This is a genomic window from Pseudonocardia kunmingensis, assembly GCF_006716445.1.
In the GTDB taxonomy this organism is placed as follows: domain Bacteria; phylum Actinomycetota; class Actinomycetes; order Mycobacteriales; family Pseudonocardiaceae; genus Pseudonocardia; species Pseudonocardia kunmingensis.
Genome location: NZ_VFPA01000002.1, coordinates 1,430,122 through 1,449,082, shown reverse-complemented (window position 1 = coordinate 1,449,082; position 18,961 = coordinate 1,430,122). Strand labels below are relative to the sequence as shown.

At 74.9% G+C, this 18,961-nt stretch carries 17 protein-coding genes; 8 read left to right on the top strand and 9 right to left on the bottom strand.

The features are described 5' to 3' along the window. Positions 1-259: 259 nt before the first annotated feature. A complete protein-coding gene (locus tag FB558_RS22535; RefSeq protein ID WP_211366734.1) occupies positions 260-1,333 on the top strand; it encodes a hypothetical protein in 1,074 nt (357 codons plus the stop codon). Between the two features lie 177 nt (positions 1,334-1,510). On the opposite strand, the gene FB558_RS22530 is transcribed toward FB558_RS22535, so the two are convergent. Then, a complete protein-coding gene (locus FB558_RS22530; protein ID WP_142056705.1) occupies positions 1,511-2,752 on the bottom strand; it encodes a TIGR03618 family F420-dependent PPOX class oxidoreductase in 1,242 nt (413 codons plus the stop codon). Positions 2,753-2,891: 139 nt separating this feature from the next. Between FB558_RS22530 and FB558_RS22525 the strand changes: the two genes are divergently transcribed. Next, positions 2,892-3,335 (top strand): MarR family winged helix-turn-helix transcriptional regulator, encoded by a 444-nt coding sequence (locus FB558_RS22525; protein ID WP_170231468.1) that lies wholly within the window; start codon positions 2,892-2,894, stop codon positions 3,333-3,335. Positions 3,336-3,369: 34 nt separating this feature from the next. Next, positions 3,370-4,785, top strand: a complete 1,416-nt coding sequence (locus FB558_RS22520) for an NAD(P)/FAD-dependent oxidoreductase (RefSeq protein ID WP_170231467.1) — start codon at positions 3,370-3,372, stop codon at positions 4,783-4,785. Positions 4,786-4,817: 32 nt separating this feature from the next. Here the strand turns inward: FB558_RS22520 and FB558_RS22515 are convergent, their stop codons facing one another. The 3 genes from FB558_RS22515 to FB558_RS22505 form a co-directional block, all read right to left on the bottom strand. Then, complete coding sequence (locus FB558_RS22515) at positions 4,818-5,222, bottom strand: hypothetical protein (RefSeq protein ID WP_142056394.1); 405 nt, start codon at positions 5,220-5,222, stop codon at positions 4,818-4,820. Between the two features lie 64 nt (positions 5,223-5,286). Beyond that, on the bottom strand, positions 5,287-7,311 hold the full coding sequence (locus tag FB558_RS22510; RefSeq protein WP_142056393.1) for a CocE/NonD family hydrolase: 2,025 nt from the start codon (positions 7,309-7,311) through the stop codon (positions 5,287-5,289). After that, positions 7,311-8,516: an ATP-grasp domain-containing protein gene (locus tag FB558_RS22505; protein ID WP_142056703.1), complete on the bottom strand. Its 1,206-nt coding sequence runs from the start codon at positions 8,514-8,516 to the stop codon at positions 7,311-7,313. The genes FB558_RS22510 and FB558_RS22505 overlap by 1 nt, the downstream gene beginning before the upstream one ends. 237 nt (positions 8,517-8,753) lie before the next feature. On the opposite strand from FB558_RS22505, the gene FB558_RS22500 reads away from it, so the two are divergent. The 3 genes from FB558_RS22500 to FB558_RS22490 all read left to right on the top strand — a co-directional run bounded on the left by FB558_RS22500 (position 8,754) and on the right by FB558_RS22490 (position 13,294). Further along, positions 8,754-11,159 carry a PEP/pyruvate-binding domain-containing protein gene (locus FB558_RS22500; protein WP_170231466.1) on the top strand — a complete coding sequence of 802 codons (2,406 nt, stop codon included), beginning with the start codon at positions 8,754-8,756 and terminating at the stop codon, positions 11,157-11,159. Continuing rightward, entirely contained in the window at positions 11,156-12,526 is a 1,371-nt protein-coding gene (locus FB558_RS22495; RefSeq protein WP_142056391.1) for an MFS transporter, read from the top strand. Before FB558_RS22500 ends, FB558_RS22495 begins: the two co-directional genes overlap by 4 nt. An 87-nt stretch (positions 12,527-12,613) precedes the next feature. Then, complete coding sequence (locus tag FB558_RS22490; protein WP_142056390.1) at positions 12,614-13,294, top strand: FadR/GntR family transcriptional regulator; 681 nt, start codon at positions 12,614-12,616, stop codon at positions 13,292-13,294. A gap of 4 nt (positions 13,295-13,298) precedes the next feature. On the opposite strand, the gene FB558_RS22485 is transcribed toward FB558_RS22490, so the two are convergent. Continuing rightward, on the bottom strand, positions 13,299-13,748 hold the full coding sequence (locus FB558_RS22485; RefSeq protein WP_142056389.1) for a hypothetical protein: 450 nt from the start codon (positions 13,746-13,748) through the stop codon (positions 13,299-13,301). Between the two features lie 132 nt (positions 13,749-13,880). On the opposite strand from FB558_RS22485, the gene FB558_RS22480 reads away from it, so the two are divergent. Then, complete coding sequence (locus FB558_RS22480; protein WP_142056388.1) at positions 13,881-15,038, top strand: sensor histidine kinase; 1,158 nt, start codon at positions 13,881-13,883, stop codon at positions 15,036-15,038. Next, positions 15,035-15,685: a response regulator gene (locus tag FB558_RS22475; protein WP_142056387.1), complete on the top strand. Its 651-nt coding sequence runs from the start codon at positions 15,035-15,037 to the stop codon at positions 15,683-15,685. The genes FB558_RS22480 and FB558_RS22475 overlap by 4 nt, the downstream gene beginning before the upstream one ends. A gap of 17 nt (positions 15,686-15,702) precedes the next feature. Here FB558_RS22475 and FB558_RS22470 read toward each other — a convergent pair whose 3' ends face one another. The 4 genes from FB558_RS22470 to FB558_RS22455 form a co-directional block, all read right to left on the bottom strand. Further along, positions 15,703-16,218, bottom strand: coding sequence for an ATP-binding protein (locus tag FB558_RS22470; protein WP_142056386.1), 516 nt, complete (start codon positions 16,216-16,218; stop codon positions 15,703-15,705). A 40-nt stretch (positions 16,219-16,258) separates the two neighbouring features. Beyond that, a complete protein-coding gene (locus FB558_RS22465; RefSeq protein WP_142056385.1) occupies positions 16,259-16,687 on the bottom strand; it encodes an STAS domain-containing protein in 429 nt (142 codons plus the stop codon). Between the two features lie 47 nt (positions 16,688-16,734). Further along, positions 16,735-17,700, bottom strand: a complete 966-nt coding sequence (locus tag FB558_RS22460; RefSeq protein ID WP_142056384.1) for an NADPH:quinone oxidoreductase family protein — start codon at positions 17,698-17,700, stop codon at positions 16,735-16,737. An 83-nt stretch (positions 17,701-17,783) separates the two neighbouring features. After that, positions 17,784-18,932, bottom strand: coding sequence for a thiolase family protein (locus tag FB558_RS22455; RefSeq protein WP_142056383.1), 1,149 nt, complete (start codon positions 18,930-18,932; stop codon positions 17,784-17,786). Positions 18,933-18,961 lie beyond the last annotated feature (29 nt).

Sequence of the window (18,961 nt, the reverse complement as noted above, 5' to 3'; positions counted from 1 at the left end):
CAGATCAGCAGTGGGGACTGGTCGAGTTCCGGGGGCCGATCCGAGCGCGGTCACCGATGGTGATCACGGCATCGCGTCGCTGTTGACGAACGCGCCCGCACCGATGCGGATCTGTGTGCCGTAGCTGCACTGGAACCTCGGCATCGCGTAGCCCGGTTGCCGTCGCGCCGGACACCGCGGTAGCGTCCGGGAACCGACCTACCTGATCCGCAGGGGAGTCAGCGCGCTGTCGCGCGTCTCCAGCCAGGAGGTCGTACCCGTGAACGTCGACCAGCCCGATCTGTGGCGCTCCCAGGGCAGCCCCGCGCCGACCGTGCTGTGGGACATGCTCGACGGTCCGATGCCGCGAGGTCTCCTCGGTGTCGGTGACCCGAACGTCCACCTCGTCGACGGCCGCTGGACGCTGTTCGTCGGCGGCTTCACCACCACCTTCCGCAACCGCCTGTTCCGTGCGCACCTGGTCGACGAGGCGACCGGGCCCCGAGGTGCGTGGCAGATCGACCGCGACGGCCGCGGGCGGGCCCGGCCGCTGGCCGCCGACCCGCCGAAGGGCGGCTGGGACGCCGCCGGCATGCACACCCCGAGCTACGTCCCGCCGGCCGCGGGCAACGGCGCCCGGATCTACTACACGGGCCGGGCGAACGCGAAGCACTACGGTCCCGGGAGCAGCTACGCGATCGGCGTGCTCGAGTACGTCGACGGCCGGTGGCGGCGGCGCGGGGCGCCGGTTCTGGAGGGCAGTGCCCCGCGGTGGAGCGTGCTCGAACCGCGCGTCGTCCACGCAGGCGGCCGCTACCGGATGTGGTACCAGGCGAACCCGCACGAGATCGGCCCCGGCGAGCGGCCCGACTACGAGCTGCGGTACGTCGAGAGCGAGGACGGGCTGACCGGCTGGACGCCGCCGCGCGTGTTCGCCGGCCGGGCCGAGGGGTTCTTCGACATCGCGATCGCGCGCCGCGGCGACGGGTGGGTGATGCTGCTGGCCCGCGGGTCCGACCTGCACGGCACGGGTGGCTTCCCGCCGCAGGGCCTGTGGTGGAGCACGGCGGCGCAACCCAGCGGCGACCGCGCCGACTGGTCGGAGCCTCGGCGGCTCCTCGACACGGACGCGCCGGGTACTCCGGTGTGGATGGCCCGGGGCACCTACGGCCCGGGGCTCGCGTTCGATCCTGCCGACCCCGCTCGCGCCACGGTGCTGCTGACGGGCGTCCGGGCCACCCCGCGGTGGCCCCGCCTGCTGCTCGGGCGGGTCGCCCGGCTGCGCCGCCCGCCGGTGCCGGCACCGTTCTACCTGTCGGTGGCGTCCCTGACGCTTGATCTGACGACCTGCTGATCGATGCGCTCACACGGCCTGACTCCAGGTCGAGGTAGGGCTCAGCGGGCGGGACCCGGACGGTGCGGCCGCGCCGGGACCGCGTCCACCACGTGACGACGCGGATGCTTCTCCGGCCGCCCACCAGTCTTCACCTGCGCGTCGTACATCGCCCCGTGCCCAGGTTAAAGATCAAGCTCAGAGCCTGCCCACGACGCGTTCCGGGGTGACCCGCACGACCGCCATGGCGACCTCGCCGTGGCGCGCCGCGGCGTCCCGGTTGTGCTCGGCGTAGGTCATGCCGGTGTACTTCACGGCCAACGCGTCGCGCAGCGCGTCACCGCCGTCCGCGCGCATCGCCGCGGTTCCGTGCACCGCGGCGTAGGTATAGGGCGCCTCCGGCGGGGTGAGGAGCACGCTCACCCGCGGGTCGCGGCGCAGGTTGCGCCCCTTCCGGCTTCCCACCGCCACCGCGAACAGCACGTCGTCGCCGTCCCTGGTGACCCAGACCACCGACTGGTGTGGGCTGCCGTCGGGCTGGACCGTGGCCACGGTGGCGAACACCGGGCGGTCCAGCAGCCGGCGCAGCTTCGCCGGGGATACGCCCGGCTCGGCCGAGGCCAGCGGGGACAGCAGGCGGACCGTCTCGGCGTGCAGCCGCCGCGCGGGCCCGACGTCGAACGCCGGTGTGTCCACGTCGATCCGCCGACCGGCGTCGAACGCGCTCAGCGGTTCGGCGGGCGGGTGCTCCAGCACGTCGAGGATCGGCACGATCGCCTCGTCGACCGGTGTGGCGCCCGCCCGCAGCGCTTCGACCTCGGCTGCGGTGGCCGCGTCGTACTCCCCGGAGAAGCTCGTGGCCACGACGCCCGGGAACAGCAGCACGTACCGCGCCTTCGCCGACACCCGGTCCTGCGCCGACGCGATCCCCAGCAGATCGGTGAGTCGCCCGGCCTGGGCGAGGGCGCGCATGCCGTGGTAGCCGCGCTCGCCCTGCAGGTCGTTCCAGTCGACCGCGTCCGCGCCGGCGCCGGGCACGCCGGCGACGTTGAGCACGACCGGCGCGTCGGCGGCGTCGAGCAGGTCTGCCATCTCGTGGGTCAGGACGAAGCGGCTCAGGTAGTACAGCGCGAAGGTGTGCTCGAACCCCTCGGCGGTGACGCGCCGCGTCGACCGGTAGTGGCGAGCGCACAGCACGAGCGCGTCAACCTTCGTGAAGATCCCCCGGATCTCCTCGATCGCGGCGCGCGTGCCCGCGACGAGGCTCAGGTCGGCCCGCACGAAGTGGGCGCGCCCCGCGGCGCCGAGCGCCGCGGCCGCCTCCAGGAAGGCGGCACCCTTCGCCGCGTCCCGTCCGATGACCGCCGCCTCGCCCCCGCGTTCGAGGTGGGCGAGCGCCACGGCCCTCCCGATGCCGTCCGTGCCGCCACTGATGACCATCGATCCCACGTGCGCCTCCCCTGTCGTCGCCCTCGGCACGCCGGCCGGGTCCTAAACTCTCGACCCGAAGACACAGTCGCGCTGAAGAGTATGTCGCCTGGACGACTCTATCGGCTGTACGACAGAACTGGAGGAGAGGGTGCCGAACGAGCTCCAGACCGCCCTGCGCCGACTCGTGGCGGTGTCCACCCGGGTCGACCACGAGGTCGGCGCCACGGCCGGAGTCACGGTGAGCACCTGCGACGGCCACGCCCTGAACGTCCTGCTGCAGCACGGCGCCCTCTCCCCCGGCCGGATCGGGCAGCTGGCGGGCTTCACCTCCTCCGGCACGGTCACGGGCGTGATCGACCGGCTGGAGCGCGCCGGGTACGTGCACCGGAAGCGGTGCGTCGAGGACCGGCGCAAGGTCGTCGTCGAGCTCGACGAGGAACGCCTCGACGCCGGGGACGCCCGCTCCCGGCGACTGGCCGCGATCGCCGAGGACTACGACGCCGAGCAGCTCGCGCTCATCACGGACTTCCTCACCCGGGTGGCCGACGCCGAGGCCGCCGCGGCACTGCCCGGACCCGACGGCGTGCACTAACGTCGAGGCCCACGCGTCCATCGGGGGGTGGCGGGTGCGCGTCATCGTCATCGGCGGAAGCGCGGCGGGCCTGTCCGCGGCGCTGGTGCTCGCCCGGGCCGGACACGCGGTCACGGTCCTGGAACGCGCCGACCTCGCACCGGTCGCCGACGTCGAGGCCGCGGCGGCGGGTGCGCTGCGGCCCACGGCGCCGCAGATCGTGCAGCCCCACGTCGTGCTCGCGACGTTCCGGGAGGTGCTGCGCGAGCGGCTGCCGGACGTCCACGCCGGGCTGTTGGCGGCCGGGGTCGTCGAGGCGCCGCTGGCGACCCAGATGCCGCCCACGCTCGGGGACCGTGCTCCCACGGACGGCGACGACCAGCTCTCCCTGCTGGTGACCCGCCGCTCGACCGTCGACTGGGTCCTGGGCCGCGCCGCAGCCGCCGAACCGGGCGTCGAGGTGCGCCACGGCGTGCAGGTGACCGGGCTGGCGGCCGAGCCGGGCGACCCGCCGCGGATCCGCGGCGTTCGCACCGGGCGCGGCGGGCTCACCACCGACCTGGTCGTCGACGCCACCGGCAGGCGCTCCCCCGTTGACCGCTGGCTCGCCGCGGTCGGCGCGCGGGCCCGCGGCAGGACCCGCGCCGACTGCGGCGTCGCCTACTTCAGCCGGCACTACCGGCTGCGTCCCGGTCCGCTGCCCGGTCCGGCCACCACGCGCGTCGTCGCCGGCCTCCACGAGTTCACGGTCGGCATCTGGGGCGGCGACGACGCCACCATGCAGGTGGCGCTCGCGCCGCTGGCGGCGGACCGCAGGTTCCGGGCCGCGCGCGACCCGCGGGTGTTCACCGCCGTGCTGCGGGCCGTGCCGTACTACGCGGCCTGGCTCGACGTCATGGACCCGATCACCGACGTCGCCGTGATGGGCGGCCTGCACAACACGTTGCGGCGCCTGGTCGTCGACGGCCGCCCGGTCGCCCTCGGCCTGCACGCGGTGGGGGACGCGGTGTGCACCACCAACCCCACCTTCGGTCGCGGGATGAGCATGATGATGCGGGGCGTGGCCGACCTCGCCGACACGGTCGCGGCCCACCCGGAGGACCTGCACGCCCAGGCACTGGCGATGGACCGCCGCGTCGCCGCGCACGTCGCGCCGTGGTACGCCGACCAGGCCGCCACGGACGCGGCCCGCCTGGCGGTGCTGCGCCACACCGTCCTCGGCGCGCCACCACCGCCACCCCCGGTGGGCGTCACGGAGCGGGTCACGTTCGGGCAGCTGCGCTCCGCGGCGCAGGTGGATCCCCTCGCGTTCCGGGCGATGTGGCGGGTGATGGGCATGCTCGGCCGCCCGTCGGACGTCTACGAGGACCCCGCCCTTGTCGCCCGGGTCCGCGACGTCCTGGCCGCGGGCGTCCCGCCGCCGATGCCGCAGCCGACGCGCGCCGAGCTCGAGGCCGCCCTGGCGGGGTGACGCGTCGGGAACGCCGTCGGTCCGGTCCGCGGTCAGGCGTGGACGTCGCGGGGGTTGCCGACCATGGCGCGGTAGCAGGCCGCGACCTCCTCGTGGTCGCGGGCGAACCGCAGGGCGACCTCGGCCCGGCAGCCGAGCTCCCGGCGCACGGCCTTGCGGATCGTGCGCCGCATCCGGCGCACGAGGTCCTCGACGTCGCCCGCCAGGGCCCGGGGGGTGGCCGGCGAGAGCACCAGCGCGTAGGTCAGCTCCTCGCGGCGCCGCGACGTGCGACTGAGCACCGGCACCCACACGACCTCCGGGACGACCGGCGGGTCGAGGGTGGCGAGGGCACGGGTGAGCACCGCCTCGACCCGCGCCGGCCCCGGTGAGTCCGGCAGCCGGATGCGCACCACGGCCGGCACGATCGTCGGTTCCGCGCACGCGCCGCGCCGCATCCGTTCTCCCCTGCAGGTACCGCTGACTGAGAAAACGGACATACCCGATCGCGGCGCGGTCCACTCACAGGTGGTCGCGGGCGATGCTGCGCGACCAGTCGCGGGAGAACGTGCGGTGCTCGCCCTCGTAGGCGTCGAGGTGGCCGTGCACCTCGAACGTGGTGGGCGTGCACGTCAGCACGGTGCGGGTCACCGTGCGCGTGCTCCAGCCGTCACGGGCGAACGACATCGACCACTCGACGTCGCCGCGGGGCGAGGCGAAGTCGTCGGCGAGCGAGCTGTAGCGCTCCACCACGCGGCGACCGGTCGTCATGCCGGTGTCGTCGTAGCGCAGCACCCCGCCGTCCTTGACGATCTCCAGGACGGACCGGTAGTCGACGAGGTCCCGCGAGACCGTCCAGCTGTGCTCGCCGGGCTCGAGCTGCGTGGTGGGCGCGGGTGGCGACCCCTCGGGCTCGTCGAACGGGCGCAGCGCCACCTCGTCGTCCTCCGCGGTCGGACGGACCGGCAGCACCAGGCAGCTGGAGCCGGTGCGGACGGTGAGCGCGGCCGGCTCGGGCGGGGGCCACGCGAGCGGCCAGTACGAGGTCGACAGCGACAGCCGGATCCGGTGCCCGGGCGGGAACGCCTGGGCCACGCCGTTGAGCTGCACCCGCACCCGCTGGAACGCGCCGGGCTCGACGGGCGACGGCGCGTCGTCGCGGTCGCGGTGGGTGAGGTTGAGCAGCCCGTAGCTGACGCGGGTGGCGCGCCCGTCCGGCGCGACGTCCGACAGCCGGGCCGCGACCATCGCGACGGGCCGGTCGGCCGCGACGTCCAGCTCCACGGCGGGGGCGCCGAGGATCTCGCAGCGTTCGGTGAGGGGGTCGGTCTCGAAGACGAGCGAGCCGCCGTCCTCCTCGCGCTGGTCGTAGGGCAGGTCCGGCGGGGCGTTGTAGGAGGCCCACTTGCCGCCGAACTGGCCGACCGACAGGGGCGACTGGACGCCGACCTCGCCCGGCTCGACCTCCTCCCCCTCCCGGGCGATCCGGTGCGGGGCGAGCGCATGGCGTGCGGGCTCCACGTGCGGCGACGGCCAGCTCGGTTCGCCCACCCAGCGCCCGGGACGCTCCTCGTAGGCGGTGGAGGGCGGCACGCTGTCCTGCATCCAGGTGCGCAGCACCGGCCCGTCCTCCGCGCCGTTCTCCCGGTCCTTCAGCCACCGGTCGAACCAGCGCACCACCTCCTGCAGGTAGCCGACCGCCGGGCCGGGCACGCCGAGGTGCGGGTACTTGTGCGACCACGGCCCGATCAGGCCCTTGCGGGGCACGTCGAGGTGCTCGAGCACGCGGAAGACCGCGTTCGAGTAGCCGTCGGCCCAGCCGCTGGAGGCGAAGACGGGTACCTGGACCGCGCTGTAGTCCTCGCACACGGACGCGCGGCGCCAGTAGTCGTCGCGGCGCTGGTGGGCGAGCCACTTGAGGATCCACGGCTCGGCCGCCTCGAGGCGCTCGTGCCACATCTCGCGCCAGCGCTCGCCGACGACGGTGGGGTCGGGGGGCAGCGTGGAGTAGGCGAACATCGTGCCGGCCTCGGCGAGGTTGTCCGAGAGCAGGCAGCCGCCCATGTAGTGCATGTCGTCGGCGTAGCGGTCGTCGGTGAAGGAGGCGATGACGATCGCGCCGAGGCTCGGCGGGCGGCGCGCGGCCACCTGCAGGCCGGCGAACCCGCCCCACGAGATGCCCATCAGCCCGGTCCGGCCGGTGCACCACGGCTGTTCGGCGAGCCAGGCCAGCGCCTCGGAGATGTCGCGGTGCTCCTGCTCGGTGTACTCGTCGAGCAGCGCGCCGTCGGAGTCGCCGCTGCCGCGCAGGTCCAGCCGCAGGCAGGCGTAGCCGTGGCCGGCGAGGTAGGGGTGGTGGATCGAGTCACGCACCGACGTCAGGTCGCGCTGCCGGTACGGGATCGCCTCGCACACCGCCGGCACCGGCTCGCCGTCGGACGCGAGCGGCCGCCACAGGCGCGCGGCGAGCTCGGCGCCGTCGGGCATCGGGATGCGGACGGTCTCGGCCGGGCGGAGGGCGTAGGGCAGGTCGGTGACGACGCGCATCAGTCGTCGAACTCGTAGTGCATGGCGGCCACGGCGCGATCGTAGGAGTCCACCAGCTCCGCCTCGTCGCGGGCGCCGACGATCACGTCGGTGAGCTCGTAGCTGTAGCTGTCCTGCGCGGGCAGCTCGGACAGCCGCTGCCCCACCTGCGGGACCGGCGCGAGGCGCACGCCGGGGATGTCGCGCTCGATGCGCGCGATCTCCTCCGCGGTCGGGACGCGCCGCACCACGCCGTCGGAGAAGCGGCGGTGGTACCACTTCGCCGCGATCTCGTAGGGCCCCTTGCCGCTGGGCATGTCGGGGTCGCGCCCGAGCGCGAGCTCCACCATCGCGTGGTGGTTGGCGATGCCGTCGACGTCGGCGAAGAGCTCCGCGTGGGACTGCGAGTGCCGCGGGTTGATCTCCAGCACCGACACGTCGCCCGAGTCGGGGTCGCAGAAGAACTCGACGCTGAACGTCGTCCAGTCCAGCCCGACCTGCGCGATCACCCGCTCGGACACGTCCACGAGCCGCCGCTGCACGTGCTCGGGCAGCTGCGAGGGGTACTGGTGGCGCAGGAAGCTGGACCGCTCCGGGTACGGGATGGAGTCGAGCACGCCGTAGACGACCACGCGCCCGTCGTGCACGTAGCCCTCGGTGGCCGCGCGCGCCCCGGTCATGGCCTCCTCGACCAGGCACGCCTGCCCGCCGACCTCGGCGATCTCGGGCGGCAGGTCGACCTGGTCGAGCACCCACTCGAACGGCCTGCCCAGCCGGCCGACCCCCTCGGCGATCTCGGCCATCGCGTCGGTGAACTGCTGCTCGTCCCGGACGTGGAACGCCAGCTCGGAGGAGTAGGACTTCACCGGCTTGAGCCAGACCGGGAAGTCGATGCCCTCGGGCAGCCGGGGCTCGTCGAGGTCGACGAGCCCGAAGCGTGGGAGGGCGTCGGTCACCTTCTGCTGCTCGAGCCGGCTCCAGTACTTGTGCTCGCACGTCACCACCGCCGCGAGCGGCGACGAGTGCAGGCCGTAGTGGCGCGCGAGCAGCGGGACCAGCGTGCTGATCGGGAAGTCCCAGAAGCCGACGATGGCGTCCACGGGCGCGTCCCGCTCGTCCAGGGTGGCGACGGCGCGGTCGAGCAGGTCGGGGATGGACACCTCGCCGATCTGCATCTCCTCCGGGCTCAGCACCGGCACGAAGCGGTGCTGCTCGTGCCCCGGCATGCCCCGCAGGACCTCGAGGTTGGCGTCGTCGGCCCCGAGGACCGCGATCGTCGTGCCGTTCGTTCCGTCTCGATCCACACCGGTCCGTTGCCCGCCGCGCGCCCGCCGAAACCCGGCGGCCTGCGCACGGTGCGGATCGTCACCCGAACCAAGAACTCATCGCTTGTTGAACAAATAGTGTCCCGGCGGTAGCGTGGACTCCACCAGACGGTGAATTCCCGGTGCGAGGAGCCTGCCGTGGCCGACTACACGCTTCCGCTGTCGCGCGTCGGACCGCGCGAGACGGCCCTCGTCGGCGGCAAGGCCGCCGGGCTGGGCGCCCTGATCACGGCCGGGTTCCCCGTGCCGGACGGGTTCGTCGTCACCACCGCCGCCTACCGCGACTTCCTGGAGACGACGGGGCTGGCCGGCCTCCCGGCACGGGAGCTGCACACGCGGATCCCGCGCGAACCGGTGCCGGACCGCATCGTCGCGGCCGTGCGCGCCGCTGCCGCCGGGCTCCACGGCCCCGTCGCCGTCCGGTCCTCGGGCACCGCGGAGGACCTGGCCGACGCCTCCTTCGCCGGCCAGCACGACACCTACCTCGGCGTCGACGGCGAGCAGGCGGTGCTCGCGGCCGTGCGCGACTGCTGGGCGTCGCTGTGGACGCCGCGAGCGGTCGCCTACCGCGAGCGGTACGGGTGGGACGAGAGCGACCTCGCGCTCGCCGTCGTCGTCCAGGAGATGGTGGACGCGGAGTGGGCGGGCGTGCTGTTCACCGCCGACCCCGTCAGCGGACGACGCGACCACGTGGTCGTCGAGGCGGTGCGCGGCCTCGGCGAGTCGCTGGTCTCGGGCACCGCCACCGGCGAGCACCTCGTCGCGGACAAGGCCACCGGACGCACGGTGAGCGGCTCCGTGGCGGTGCCCGGCGCCGCCGAGCTCGTGCGGATCGGCCGCGACGTCGAGGCGGCGTTCGGCGCGCCGCAGGACATCGAGTGGGCCTGGGCGGCGGGGCGGTTCCAGCTGGTGCAGGCCCGCCCGCTGACGGCCCTCCCGGACGAGCCGGTCGTGCCGGACGCGCCGCCGCGCGGCAGGCGCCGGAGCAGCAGGCGCCGGGGCACGCGCCCGAGCCAGATCCACGGGATGGCCGCCGACCACATGCCGTTCCCGCCGTTCCCGATGGACACCTCGCTCTTCCTGCGCCCCGCGATCCGCGCGATCCTCACCGCCACCCGGTCGGCTGGCCTCGCCATGCCGACGCTCGAGGAGACCGTGGTGGAGATCGACGACGGCGTGGTCCAGCTCGTCCCGCCGCCGGGGGTGCGACTCACCGGGCGGGCCGTCACCGGCCTCCCGCGCGCCCTGCCGAGCCTCGTCCGGCTGCTGCGCACCTCCACGACCGGGTGGCGGGAGCGGTCGGAGTGCACCCTGGTGGCGCTGTGCCGCCGCGTCGACGCCGCCGACCTGCGCGGGCTCTCCGACCACGAGCTGCTCGAGCAGGTCGACGCCCTGCTGAGCACGATGGGCGGGCTCATGCCCTCGCGGTTCGGGGCCGTTCCGCGCGGCGCGCTGGCCGGTGTGCTCTCCGAACGGTTGCTGGCCGCGGCCGTCGGCCGGGAGCGCGCGGGCACGATGCACGCCGAGCTGATGTCCGCGGTCCCCTGCGTGACGACCAGCGCCAACGCCGCGCTGGAGCGGCTCGCCGCCACCGTCCGGGCGGATCCGGAGCTGCTCGCCGCCTACTGCGAGGAGGAGCCCGCGCGGGTGGCCGAGCGGCTACGCGGGTCGGCGGCCGGGCGGGCGCTGCTCGCCGACGTCGACGCCTACCTGCGCGAGTTCGGCTTCCGCGAGATGTCGATCTTCACGGTCGGCCTGCCGCCGCTGCGGGAGACCCCGGAGGTGGCGCACGGGATGATCAAGGGACTCGCCCGGGGCCGCCCGGCGGAGGTCGACGCCGCCACCCGCCTCGCCCGCGCCCGCGCCGAGCTCGCCGACGCCCGCGGCCTGCGCGCGCGCCTGCTCGCCCCCGTGGTCCGGCGGCTGGTCGACGCGGCGCGCACGTCCGCCGGGTTCCGGGAGGACAGCCACTACCAGCTCGTGATGACGCTGGCGGTGGCCCGCCGCGTCGTCCTGGAGCTGGGACGCCGGTTCTGCGAGCGCGGCCTGCTCGACGCCCCCGACGACATCGCCTACCTGGAGCGCGCCGAGGTGACCGGCCTCCCGCCCGCCGCCGTCCGGGAGACGGTGGAGCGGCGCAAGGCGGCGCGCCGGGCCGCCCTGCCCGGCTACTCGCTCATCCGGGCCGAGCCGGGGGCGCCGGTCGGCGACGACGGCGAGGTGCGCGGCACCCCGGCGAGCCGGGGCAGCGCCGTCGGTCCGGTCCGCGTCGTCCACGACGAGTCGGAGTTCGCGAACCTGCAGGACGGCGAGGTCCTCGTCTGCCCCTACACCAACCCGACCTGGACGCCGCTGTTCGCGCTCGCCTCGGCCGTGGTCGTCGACGCGGGCGGGGCCGCGTCGCACGCCGCGATCGTGGCGCGCGAGCACGGCATCCCGGCGGTCATGGGCACCGGGAACGGCACCCGCGTGCTGACCGACGGGCAACGGGTCGTGGTGGACGGCAACGCCGGGACCGTCGTGCACGCCGGTGCGGCCGGGTGACGACGACCCGCCCCGTCCGGCCCGGCGCGATCACCGCCGTCGTCCTGTGCGGTGCGGTGCTCGGCCCGCTGAACTCCACGATGATCGCGGTGGCGCTGCCACCGATGGCGAGCGACCTCCGGGTCGACGCGGCCACGATGAGCTGGCTGGTCACCGCCTACCTGATCACGATGGCCGCGCTGCAGCCGGTCGCGGGCAAGCTCGGCGACCGGCTCGGGCCGCGGCCGGTCCTGCTCACCGGGTACGCGCTGTTCTTCCTCGCCTCCGCCCTCGCGGCGTTCGTCCACAGCCTGCCGCTGCTCGTCGCGTGCCGCGTGGCCCAGGCGGTGGCCGGCGCGCTGCTGGCGCCGACCGGCCTCGCCCTGCTGCGCCGCTGCGCTCCACCCGACCGGCTGGGCCGGGCGTTCGGCGTGGTCGGCGCGGTGCTGCCGCTGGCGGCGGCGGTCGGGCCGGTGCTCGGCGGCGTCCTCGTCGAGTTCGGCGGCTGGCCGGCGATCTTCCTGGTCAACCTCCCGGTCACCCTGTTCGCCCTGGTGCTCGGCTGGTGGGTCGTCCCGCACGCCGCGCGCCGCGACGGCGGCGGCGGGTTCGACGTGGTCGGGGCAGGCGGACTGTGCGCCCTGCTCGTCGGGCTGACCGTGCTGCTGGACACCGCGCCCGGCGGTGCGGTGCTCGTCGTCGCGTGCCTGGTCCTGGCGCTCGCCACCTGGGCGTTCGTCCGGCACGAGCGGCGCCACCCCGACGCGGTGCTCCCGCCGCGGCTGTTCACGCGCCGCAGCTTCGTGGCCGCGGCGGCCGGCATCGGCCTGTCCAACCTCGCCTTCTACGTCACCCTGCTCGCCGTCCCGCTGCTGCTGCACGACCGCGGGATCGACGGCGCGCAGGCGGGCCTCGTCCTCGGGGCGCTGACGCTCGCGTCCTCACCACTGGCCGTGCTCGGGGGCCGGCTCGCCGACCGGGCCGGGCTGCGCCTGCCCGCCGTCACCGGGCTCGTGCTCGTCCTGGCCGGTCTGGTGCCACTCGTGCTCGACCCGTCCGGGGTGCCGCTCCCGCTGCTGGTCGCCGCGCTGGCCGTGATGGGCGCCGGCGTCGGACTGTCCATGCCGCCCTTCCAGCTCGGCGCCCTGCACGACGTGGCGCAGCACGACACGGGGATGGCGACCGGGGTGTTCTTCACCAGCCGGTACCTGGGCAGCGTGGCGGGGGCCAGCCTCCTGGCCGGGCCGCTCGCCCCCACCTCCGCCGGCGCGGAGACGCTGCTGTTCGGCGTGCTCGCGGTGGCCGCAGCGCTCGGTGTCGCCGCGGCGGCGACGCTCCCCGGCCGCACCGCGGAGGCGCCCGGCCCACAGCGACGAGGCGTCGCGTAACCTCTGGTCAGGCCAGAATGGAAGACCGCGCGCCCCGATGCCCGCCCGGTCCGCACGAAAGGCAGTGGGCATGGAGGAACAGTGGGCATGAAGGAACCGCACGCGCTGGTGGCCGAGCTCGTCCCGTTCCTGCTCGCCCGCGGTTACGCCCCGGGCGAGCGCGCGCCGTCGGAACGCGAGCTCGCCGAGCGGTTCGGCGCCGGCCGCCCCCAGGTGCGCGAGGCGCTGTCCGTGCTGGAGACGCTGCGCCTGATCGAGCGCCGCCCGAAGTCCGGCATCTACATGACCACCGAGTCGGCCAGCATCGAGGCGCTCGCCCTGTTCGCCGAGCTCGGCATCCCGCTGTCCCGCGACGAGATCGACCAGACCGCGGAGGTCCGCCGCATCCAGGAGCTCGAGGCCATCCGGCTCGCCTGCCGCCGCCACCGCGAGGAGGACATCGACGCGTTGCGGCGCTGCCTCGACGAGTGGGACCACGCGCTCGCCACCGGCGGCCCGGTCGGCGAGCTGGACCGCGAGTTCCACTGCGGCATCGTCCGGGCCACCCAGAACGCGGTGCTCCTGCGGCTGGTCAACATCTTCTACCTGATGACCGTGCGCCAGCGGGAGTACTACTTCCGCGACCGGGACCGCTGCCGCACCTCCGACGCCCAGCACCGGCGCATCTTCGAGGCCGTCCTCGACCGCGACGAGGACCGGGCCGCGGAGCTCCTCGGCGCCCACCTGGTCAGCGCAGGCAGCTACTGGCACGAGCTGATCGCCGACTGATCCCTCACCGGCGCAGCTTGCCGACCCCCCATGCCACCAGCCCGCTCACCGCGCCCACCAGGACGCCGGTGAACACGCTGCCGACCGCCGCGAAGCCGCGGACCACGACCTCGCTCGTCGCCGGCGGGACGTCACCGAGGTTGCCGCCCAGGCGCGGCGTGCCGTCGGGGAAGCTGACGTGCCAGAGCAGCTGGTGGCCCACGGCGAGCAGGACGCCGTAGATCGCGCCGATCACCAGGACGGTCAGGAACGGGTTGGGCACCCGCCGCAGCACCGCCACCGCGATCCAGACCAACGGCGGGACGAACACGAACAGCGCGTTGACGACGGTGCCCTCCTGGATGAGGTCGAGGTCGTGCAGCACCACCCGCGGGGCGGCGAGCAGCGCCAGTCCGACGAGCGCGAGCACGGGGAGGCCGAGCGCGGGGCGTCCCTGCCTGCGGGTGTTCTCCATGTCCGCCGACGCTAGGAACGCCGCGGCCGCGGGACATCCGCCTGCGATCTCGACCGGGGTACGTCCAGGAGCGACCCGATCGGTCGCTCCTTGACGCTGACCCCGCCGCCGGGGATTCCCTACGCTCGTGGCGTGGACGACCAGCCGCCGGCCCGGCCGCTCCCGGCGTGGGCGGTGGACGCCGCGCTGGGCGTCGGCGTCGCGGTGGTGGTCTCGGTGGTGATCTCCGCCGGGCAGGGCGGTCGCCAGCAGCCGGACGCGGCGGCGTACCTGTGGGCGGTCGGCCTCGGCGCGCTCATGCTCGCCCGGCGCCGCTACCCCCGCGCCGTGCTCGCCGTGAGCGTCCTCGGCCTTTTCGCCTACTACGCCGCGGGCTACCCGGCCGTCGGCCTCGCCGTCCCGGTGGCCGCTGCCCTGTTCTCGGCGGCGGAGGCGGGTCGGCTCGCCACCGCGATCGGCGCCTCCCTCCTCGCGCTCGGCACGTCACTGTGGTTCCGGCTGCTCGAGGGCCAGGACGTCGCGTTCGTCCTGGGCTACGACCTGGTCCCGCACGTCACGCTGATGGCGGCGGCGATCGCGCTCGGCGACACGCTGCGCAGCCGCCGGGCCCAGCACGCCCAGCAGCGCGAGCTCACGCGGCTGCAGGAGCGCCAGTACGCGCAGGACGCCGAGCGGCGCGTCCACGCCGAGCGCCTCGCGATCGCCCGCGACCTGCACGACTCGCTCGGCCACGCGGTGTCGGTGATCTCCCTGCACGCCGACGTCGCCCGCGAGGCGGTCGGCCGCGACGAGGGCGCGGTCCGCGAGGCGCTCGCGCTCATCCGCGACGCCGCGGGGCGCACGATGCGGGAGCTGCGCGCCACCGTCGCCGTGCTGCGCGCACCCGGTGAGACGACCGACCGGCTGGTGTCGCTCGCGGGTGTCGAGCCGGTCCTGCGCACGGCCCACGACGCCGGCATCCGCGTCACCGACGAGATCGCCGTCGCACCGGGGGCGCTGCCCGCCACGGTCGACGCCGCCGCCTACCGGATCGTGCAGGAGGCGGTGACGAACGCGGTGCGGCACTCCGGGGCGTCGCACGTGCACGTCGCCGCCCGCACGGACGGGACCGCGCTCGCGTTGTCGGTCACCGACGACGGTGGCGCGGTGGTGTCGCCCGGAACCGGCGGCCACGGCATCGCAGGCATGACCGAACGCGCCCGCGCCCTCGGCGGCCAGCTCACCGCGGGCACCCGCGAGACGGGAGGGTTCACCGTGCAGGCCCGACTCCCCCTCGAGCCCCCGCCGTGATCCGCGTCGCGCTGGTCGACGACCAGGACCTGGTGCGCGCCGGCCTGCGCGCGCTGCTGGACAGCGACCCGGGGATCAGCGTCGTCGCCGAGGCCGCGGACGGCCGCGCCGGGCTCTCGGTCGTGCGCCGGCACCGGCCCGACGTCGCGCTCGTCGACATCCGCATGCCCGTGATGAGCGGGCTGGAGGCGGTGGCCGCGATCCGGGCCGATCCGGCCCTCGCCGCCGTCCGGACCGTCATCCTCACCACCTTCGACGACGACGCCGACATCGTCGAGGCCGTCACCCTCGGCGCCGCGGGCTACCTGCTCAAGGACACCAGCGCCGAGGACCTCCGCCGCGCCGTGCACACCGTCGCCGGGGGCGACAACCTGCTCTCCCCCGCGGTGACGCGCCGCGTCATGGACCGGCTGGCCGCCGCGCCGGCGCCGCCGCGGCCCGACCCGCGCCTGACCCGGCTCACCGACCGCGAGCTCGCGGTGCTCGCCCGCGTCGGGCTCGGCGAGACGAACGACGAGATCGGGCGCGCCCTGCACATCAGCCCGGCCACCGCCCGCACCTACGTCAGCCGGCTGCTCGGCAAGCTGCACGCCCGCGACCGCACCGCGCTCGCGGTGATCGCCCACCGCTCGGGCCTGACCGCCTGAGCCGGCTCAGCCCCCGCTCAGCCCCGACGGCCCCGCGGCGCCGGCCGGCTGGTCAGCCTGATGGTGGTGCCGCCGTCGGTGCCGTCGATGACGACCTCGTCGCCACCGGCGCGGATCATCCGCAGCCCGTGGCCGCGGTGGGCGGAGCCCGCAGGCTCCCGCCACCCTCCCGCGTCGCGGACCGTGAGCACCACCCGCAGGGCCTGGTCGGGCCCCGCCACCAGCTCGGCCCGCACCTCGACGACCCCGCTGTCGTGCGCCGCCGAGCCGGACGGCACACCGTAGCCGTGCTCGACGCTGTTGCTCACCGCCTCGCTCAGCGCCAGCACGAGGTCCTCGCGCTGCGCGACGGGCCAGGCCAGGTCGCGCAGCCAGTGGTCGAACCGGTCGCGCGCGATGGACGGCGCGACCCAGTCGGCCGGCAGCGCCATCCGCAGCGGGGGCGCGGTGGACGGCGACCCCGCCGCTGCGCCCGACAGCGGCAGCCGGGGCGGGTGGCCCGGACGCTCGTCCTGGTCGGATGGCGGTTTCACGTCAGGATCGTCCTCCAGGAGCAGCCGGTCCGCAGACCGATCACTCCGCCACGGTGCCGGCGACGGCGGCGTCCACGTCGTGGTAGAGCGCGAGGACGGCGTCGTAGCCGGTGAGCTCGATCGGGCGCAGGACGGGGCGGTTGTGGTCGACGACGATGCGCAGCGGCTCGAACCCGGGGCGCGCGGCGGCCTGCTCGGTGCCCTCCGCGAGCGCGCGAAGCCCGGACGACCCGAAGAACCCGACCTCGGTGAGGTCCAGGACGAGCGGGCGCCCGTCGAGCCGGTCGAGTGCGGTGGCGATGACCGTGCGGAGCCGGGTGGCCGTGAGGCCGTCGACCGCGCCGGTGACGTGCACGACGACGGCGTCGGGCCGGTCCTCGCGCCGGAGGCCGATCAGCTGCTCCACCGGCGGGTGCGCTGTCGTCGCCTCGCCGCCGTCAGGAGTGAGTTCGTCCCCAGCTGGCTTCACGGCGCAGACCCTAGCTCCCCGCCCCGCGCCGGGCGCTCACGACCGTCCTACGGCTCGACGACGACCTTGCCCAGCACGCTGCGCGCTCCCAGCATCGCCACGGCCTCGCCCGCGCGCTCCAACGGGAACGTCGCACTGATCGGCGGATCGACCACGCCGGACTCGAGGTGCGGGACGAGCTCGTCCCACTGGGCGCGGGTGTACCCCGGCCGCCGCAGCGCGTAGGCGCCCCAGCCGACGCCGCGCACGTCGATGTTGTTGAGCAGGAGGCGGTTCACCTTCACCGTGGGGATGTCACCGGCGGTGAAGCCGATCACCAGCAGCCTGCCGAGCGGGGCGAGGCAGCGCAGGGAGTCGGTGAACCGGTCGCCGCCGACCGGGTCGACCACCACGTCGACGCCCTTGCCACCCGTCAGGTCCCGGACCGCGTCCTTGAACCCGTCCGCGAGCACCGACTCGTCGGAGCCGACGGACGCGGTGAACTCGGCCTTCTCCGGCGTGGAGACCACCGAGATCACCCGCGCCCCGAGCGCCTTCGCGAGCTGGATGCTCGCCGTGCCGATCCCACCCGCCGCACCCTGGACGAGCACGGTCTCGCCCTCGGCCAGCTGCGCGCGCGTGACCAGCGCGAAGATCATCGTCAGGTAGTTCATCGGGATGCAGGCCCCGGCGGCGAACGACACCCCGTCGGGCAGCGGGTAGAGGTTCTGCGCGGGCACGGCGGCCAGCTCGGCGAACCCGCCGACGGTGCTCGTGGCCGCGACGCGGTCGCCGGGCGCGAACTCCGAGCCGGCCGGGGCCTCGCGCACCACTCCCGCGAACTCCCCGCCCAGGACGAACGGCACCTCGGGCTTGTACTGGTACATGTCCTTGGTCAGCAGCAGGTCCGGGAAGTTGACGCCGGCCGCCCGCACCTCCACCAGCACGTCCTGCTCGCCCCGGACCGGGTCCGCGACCTCGCCGACCTCGACCGCCTCCGGCCCGTCCAGCCGCTTCACCTGCACCGCGCGCATCCGCACCCCTCTCGTCGATCAACCACCGCTGCCGCCAGTGTTGCAGGCACATCGGCACCCGGCCGTCCCCAGCGCGGCGCCCGTCAGGCGGTCAGCAGCTCCACGAGCGTCGCGTTGGCCGTGCCTCCGCCCTCGCACATGGTCTGCAGTCCGAAGCGCAGGCCCTCCCGCCGCATCCGGGCCAGCAGGCGCGTCATGAGGATCGCCCCGGAGGCGCCGAGCGGGTGGCCGACCGCGATGGCGCCGCCCAGCGGGTTGACCCGGGCCGGGTCGGCTCCGGTCTCGGCGAGCCAGGCCAGGGGAACCGGTGCGAACGCCTCGTTCACCTCGAACACGCCGATCTCGTCGATCCCGACCCCGGACCGGCGCAGCAGCTTCTCGGTCGCCGGGATCGGCCCGGTCAGCATGAGGATCGGGTCGGCCCCGGACACGGCGCCGCCGTAGTAGCGTGCGATCGGGGTCAGACCCAGCTCCCGGGCCCGCTCCGACGTCGTGACCAGCAGCGCCGCCGCGCCGTCGGAGATCTGGGACGCGTTGCCCGCGTGGATCACCCCGTCCTCGAGGAACGAGGGCTTCAGCCTCGCGAGCGACTCCACCGAGGTCCCGCGCCGCAGGCCCTCGTCGACGGCGAACTTCGTGCCCTCCACGTCGACCGGGACGACGTGGTCGTCGAACACCCCCTCGTCGATGGCCGCCGCCGCCCGCGCGTGCGAGGCCGCGGCGTAATCGTCCAGCTGCGCTCGGGAGAACCCCCAGCGCTGCGCGATCAGCTCCGCGCCCACGCCCTGGTCGAACGCGACGTGGTCGTAGCGCTCCAGCACCTTCGGCCCGTACGGCATCCCGGTCTCGCGCGCCGCGCCGAGCGGGACGCGGCTCATCGTCTCGACGCCCCCGGCCACGACCAGGTCGTACTGCCCGGCCATCACGGCCTGCGCGGCGAAGTCGAGCGCCTGCTGGCTCGACCCGCACGCCCGGTTGATCGTCACGCCCGGCACGTGTTCCGGCCACCCCGCGGCCAGCACCGCGAAGCGGCCGATGTTGCTCGACTGGTCCCCCACCTGGCTCACGCATCCCCAGACCACGTCGTCCACGGTGGCCGGGTCGACGCCGGTGCGCTCCACCAGGGCCTCGAGCACCTCCGCCGACAGGTCCGCGGCATGCACGCCCGACAGCGCCCCGCCGCGCTTGCCGATCGGCGTCCGTACCGCGTCGACGATGACCGCGTCCCGCATGTCGCTCCTCCTCGTTGCCGCCCGACGGC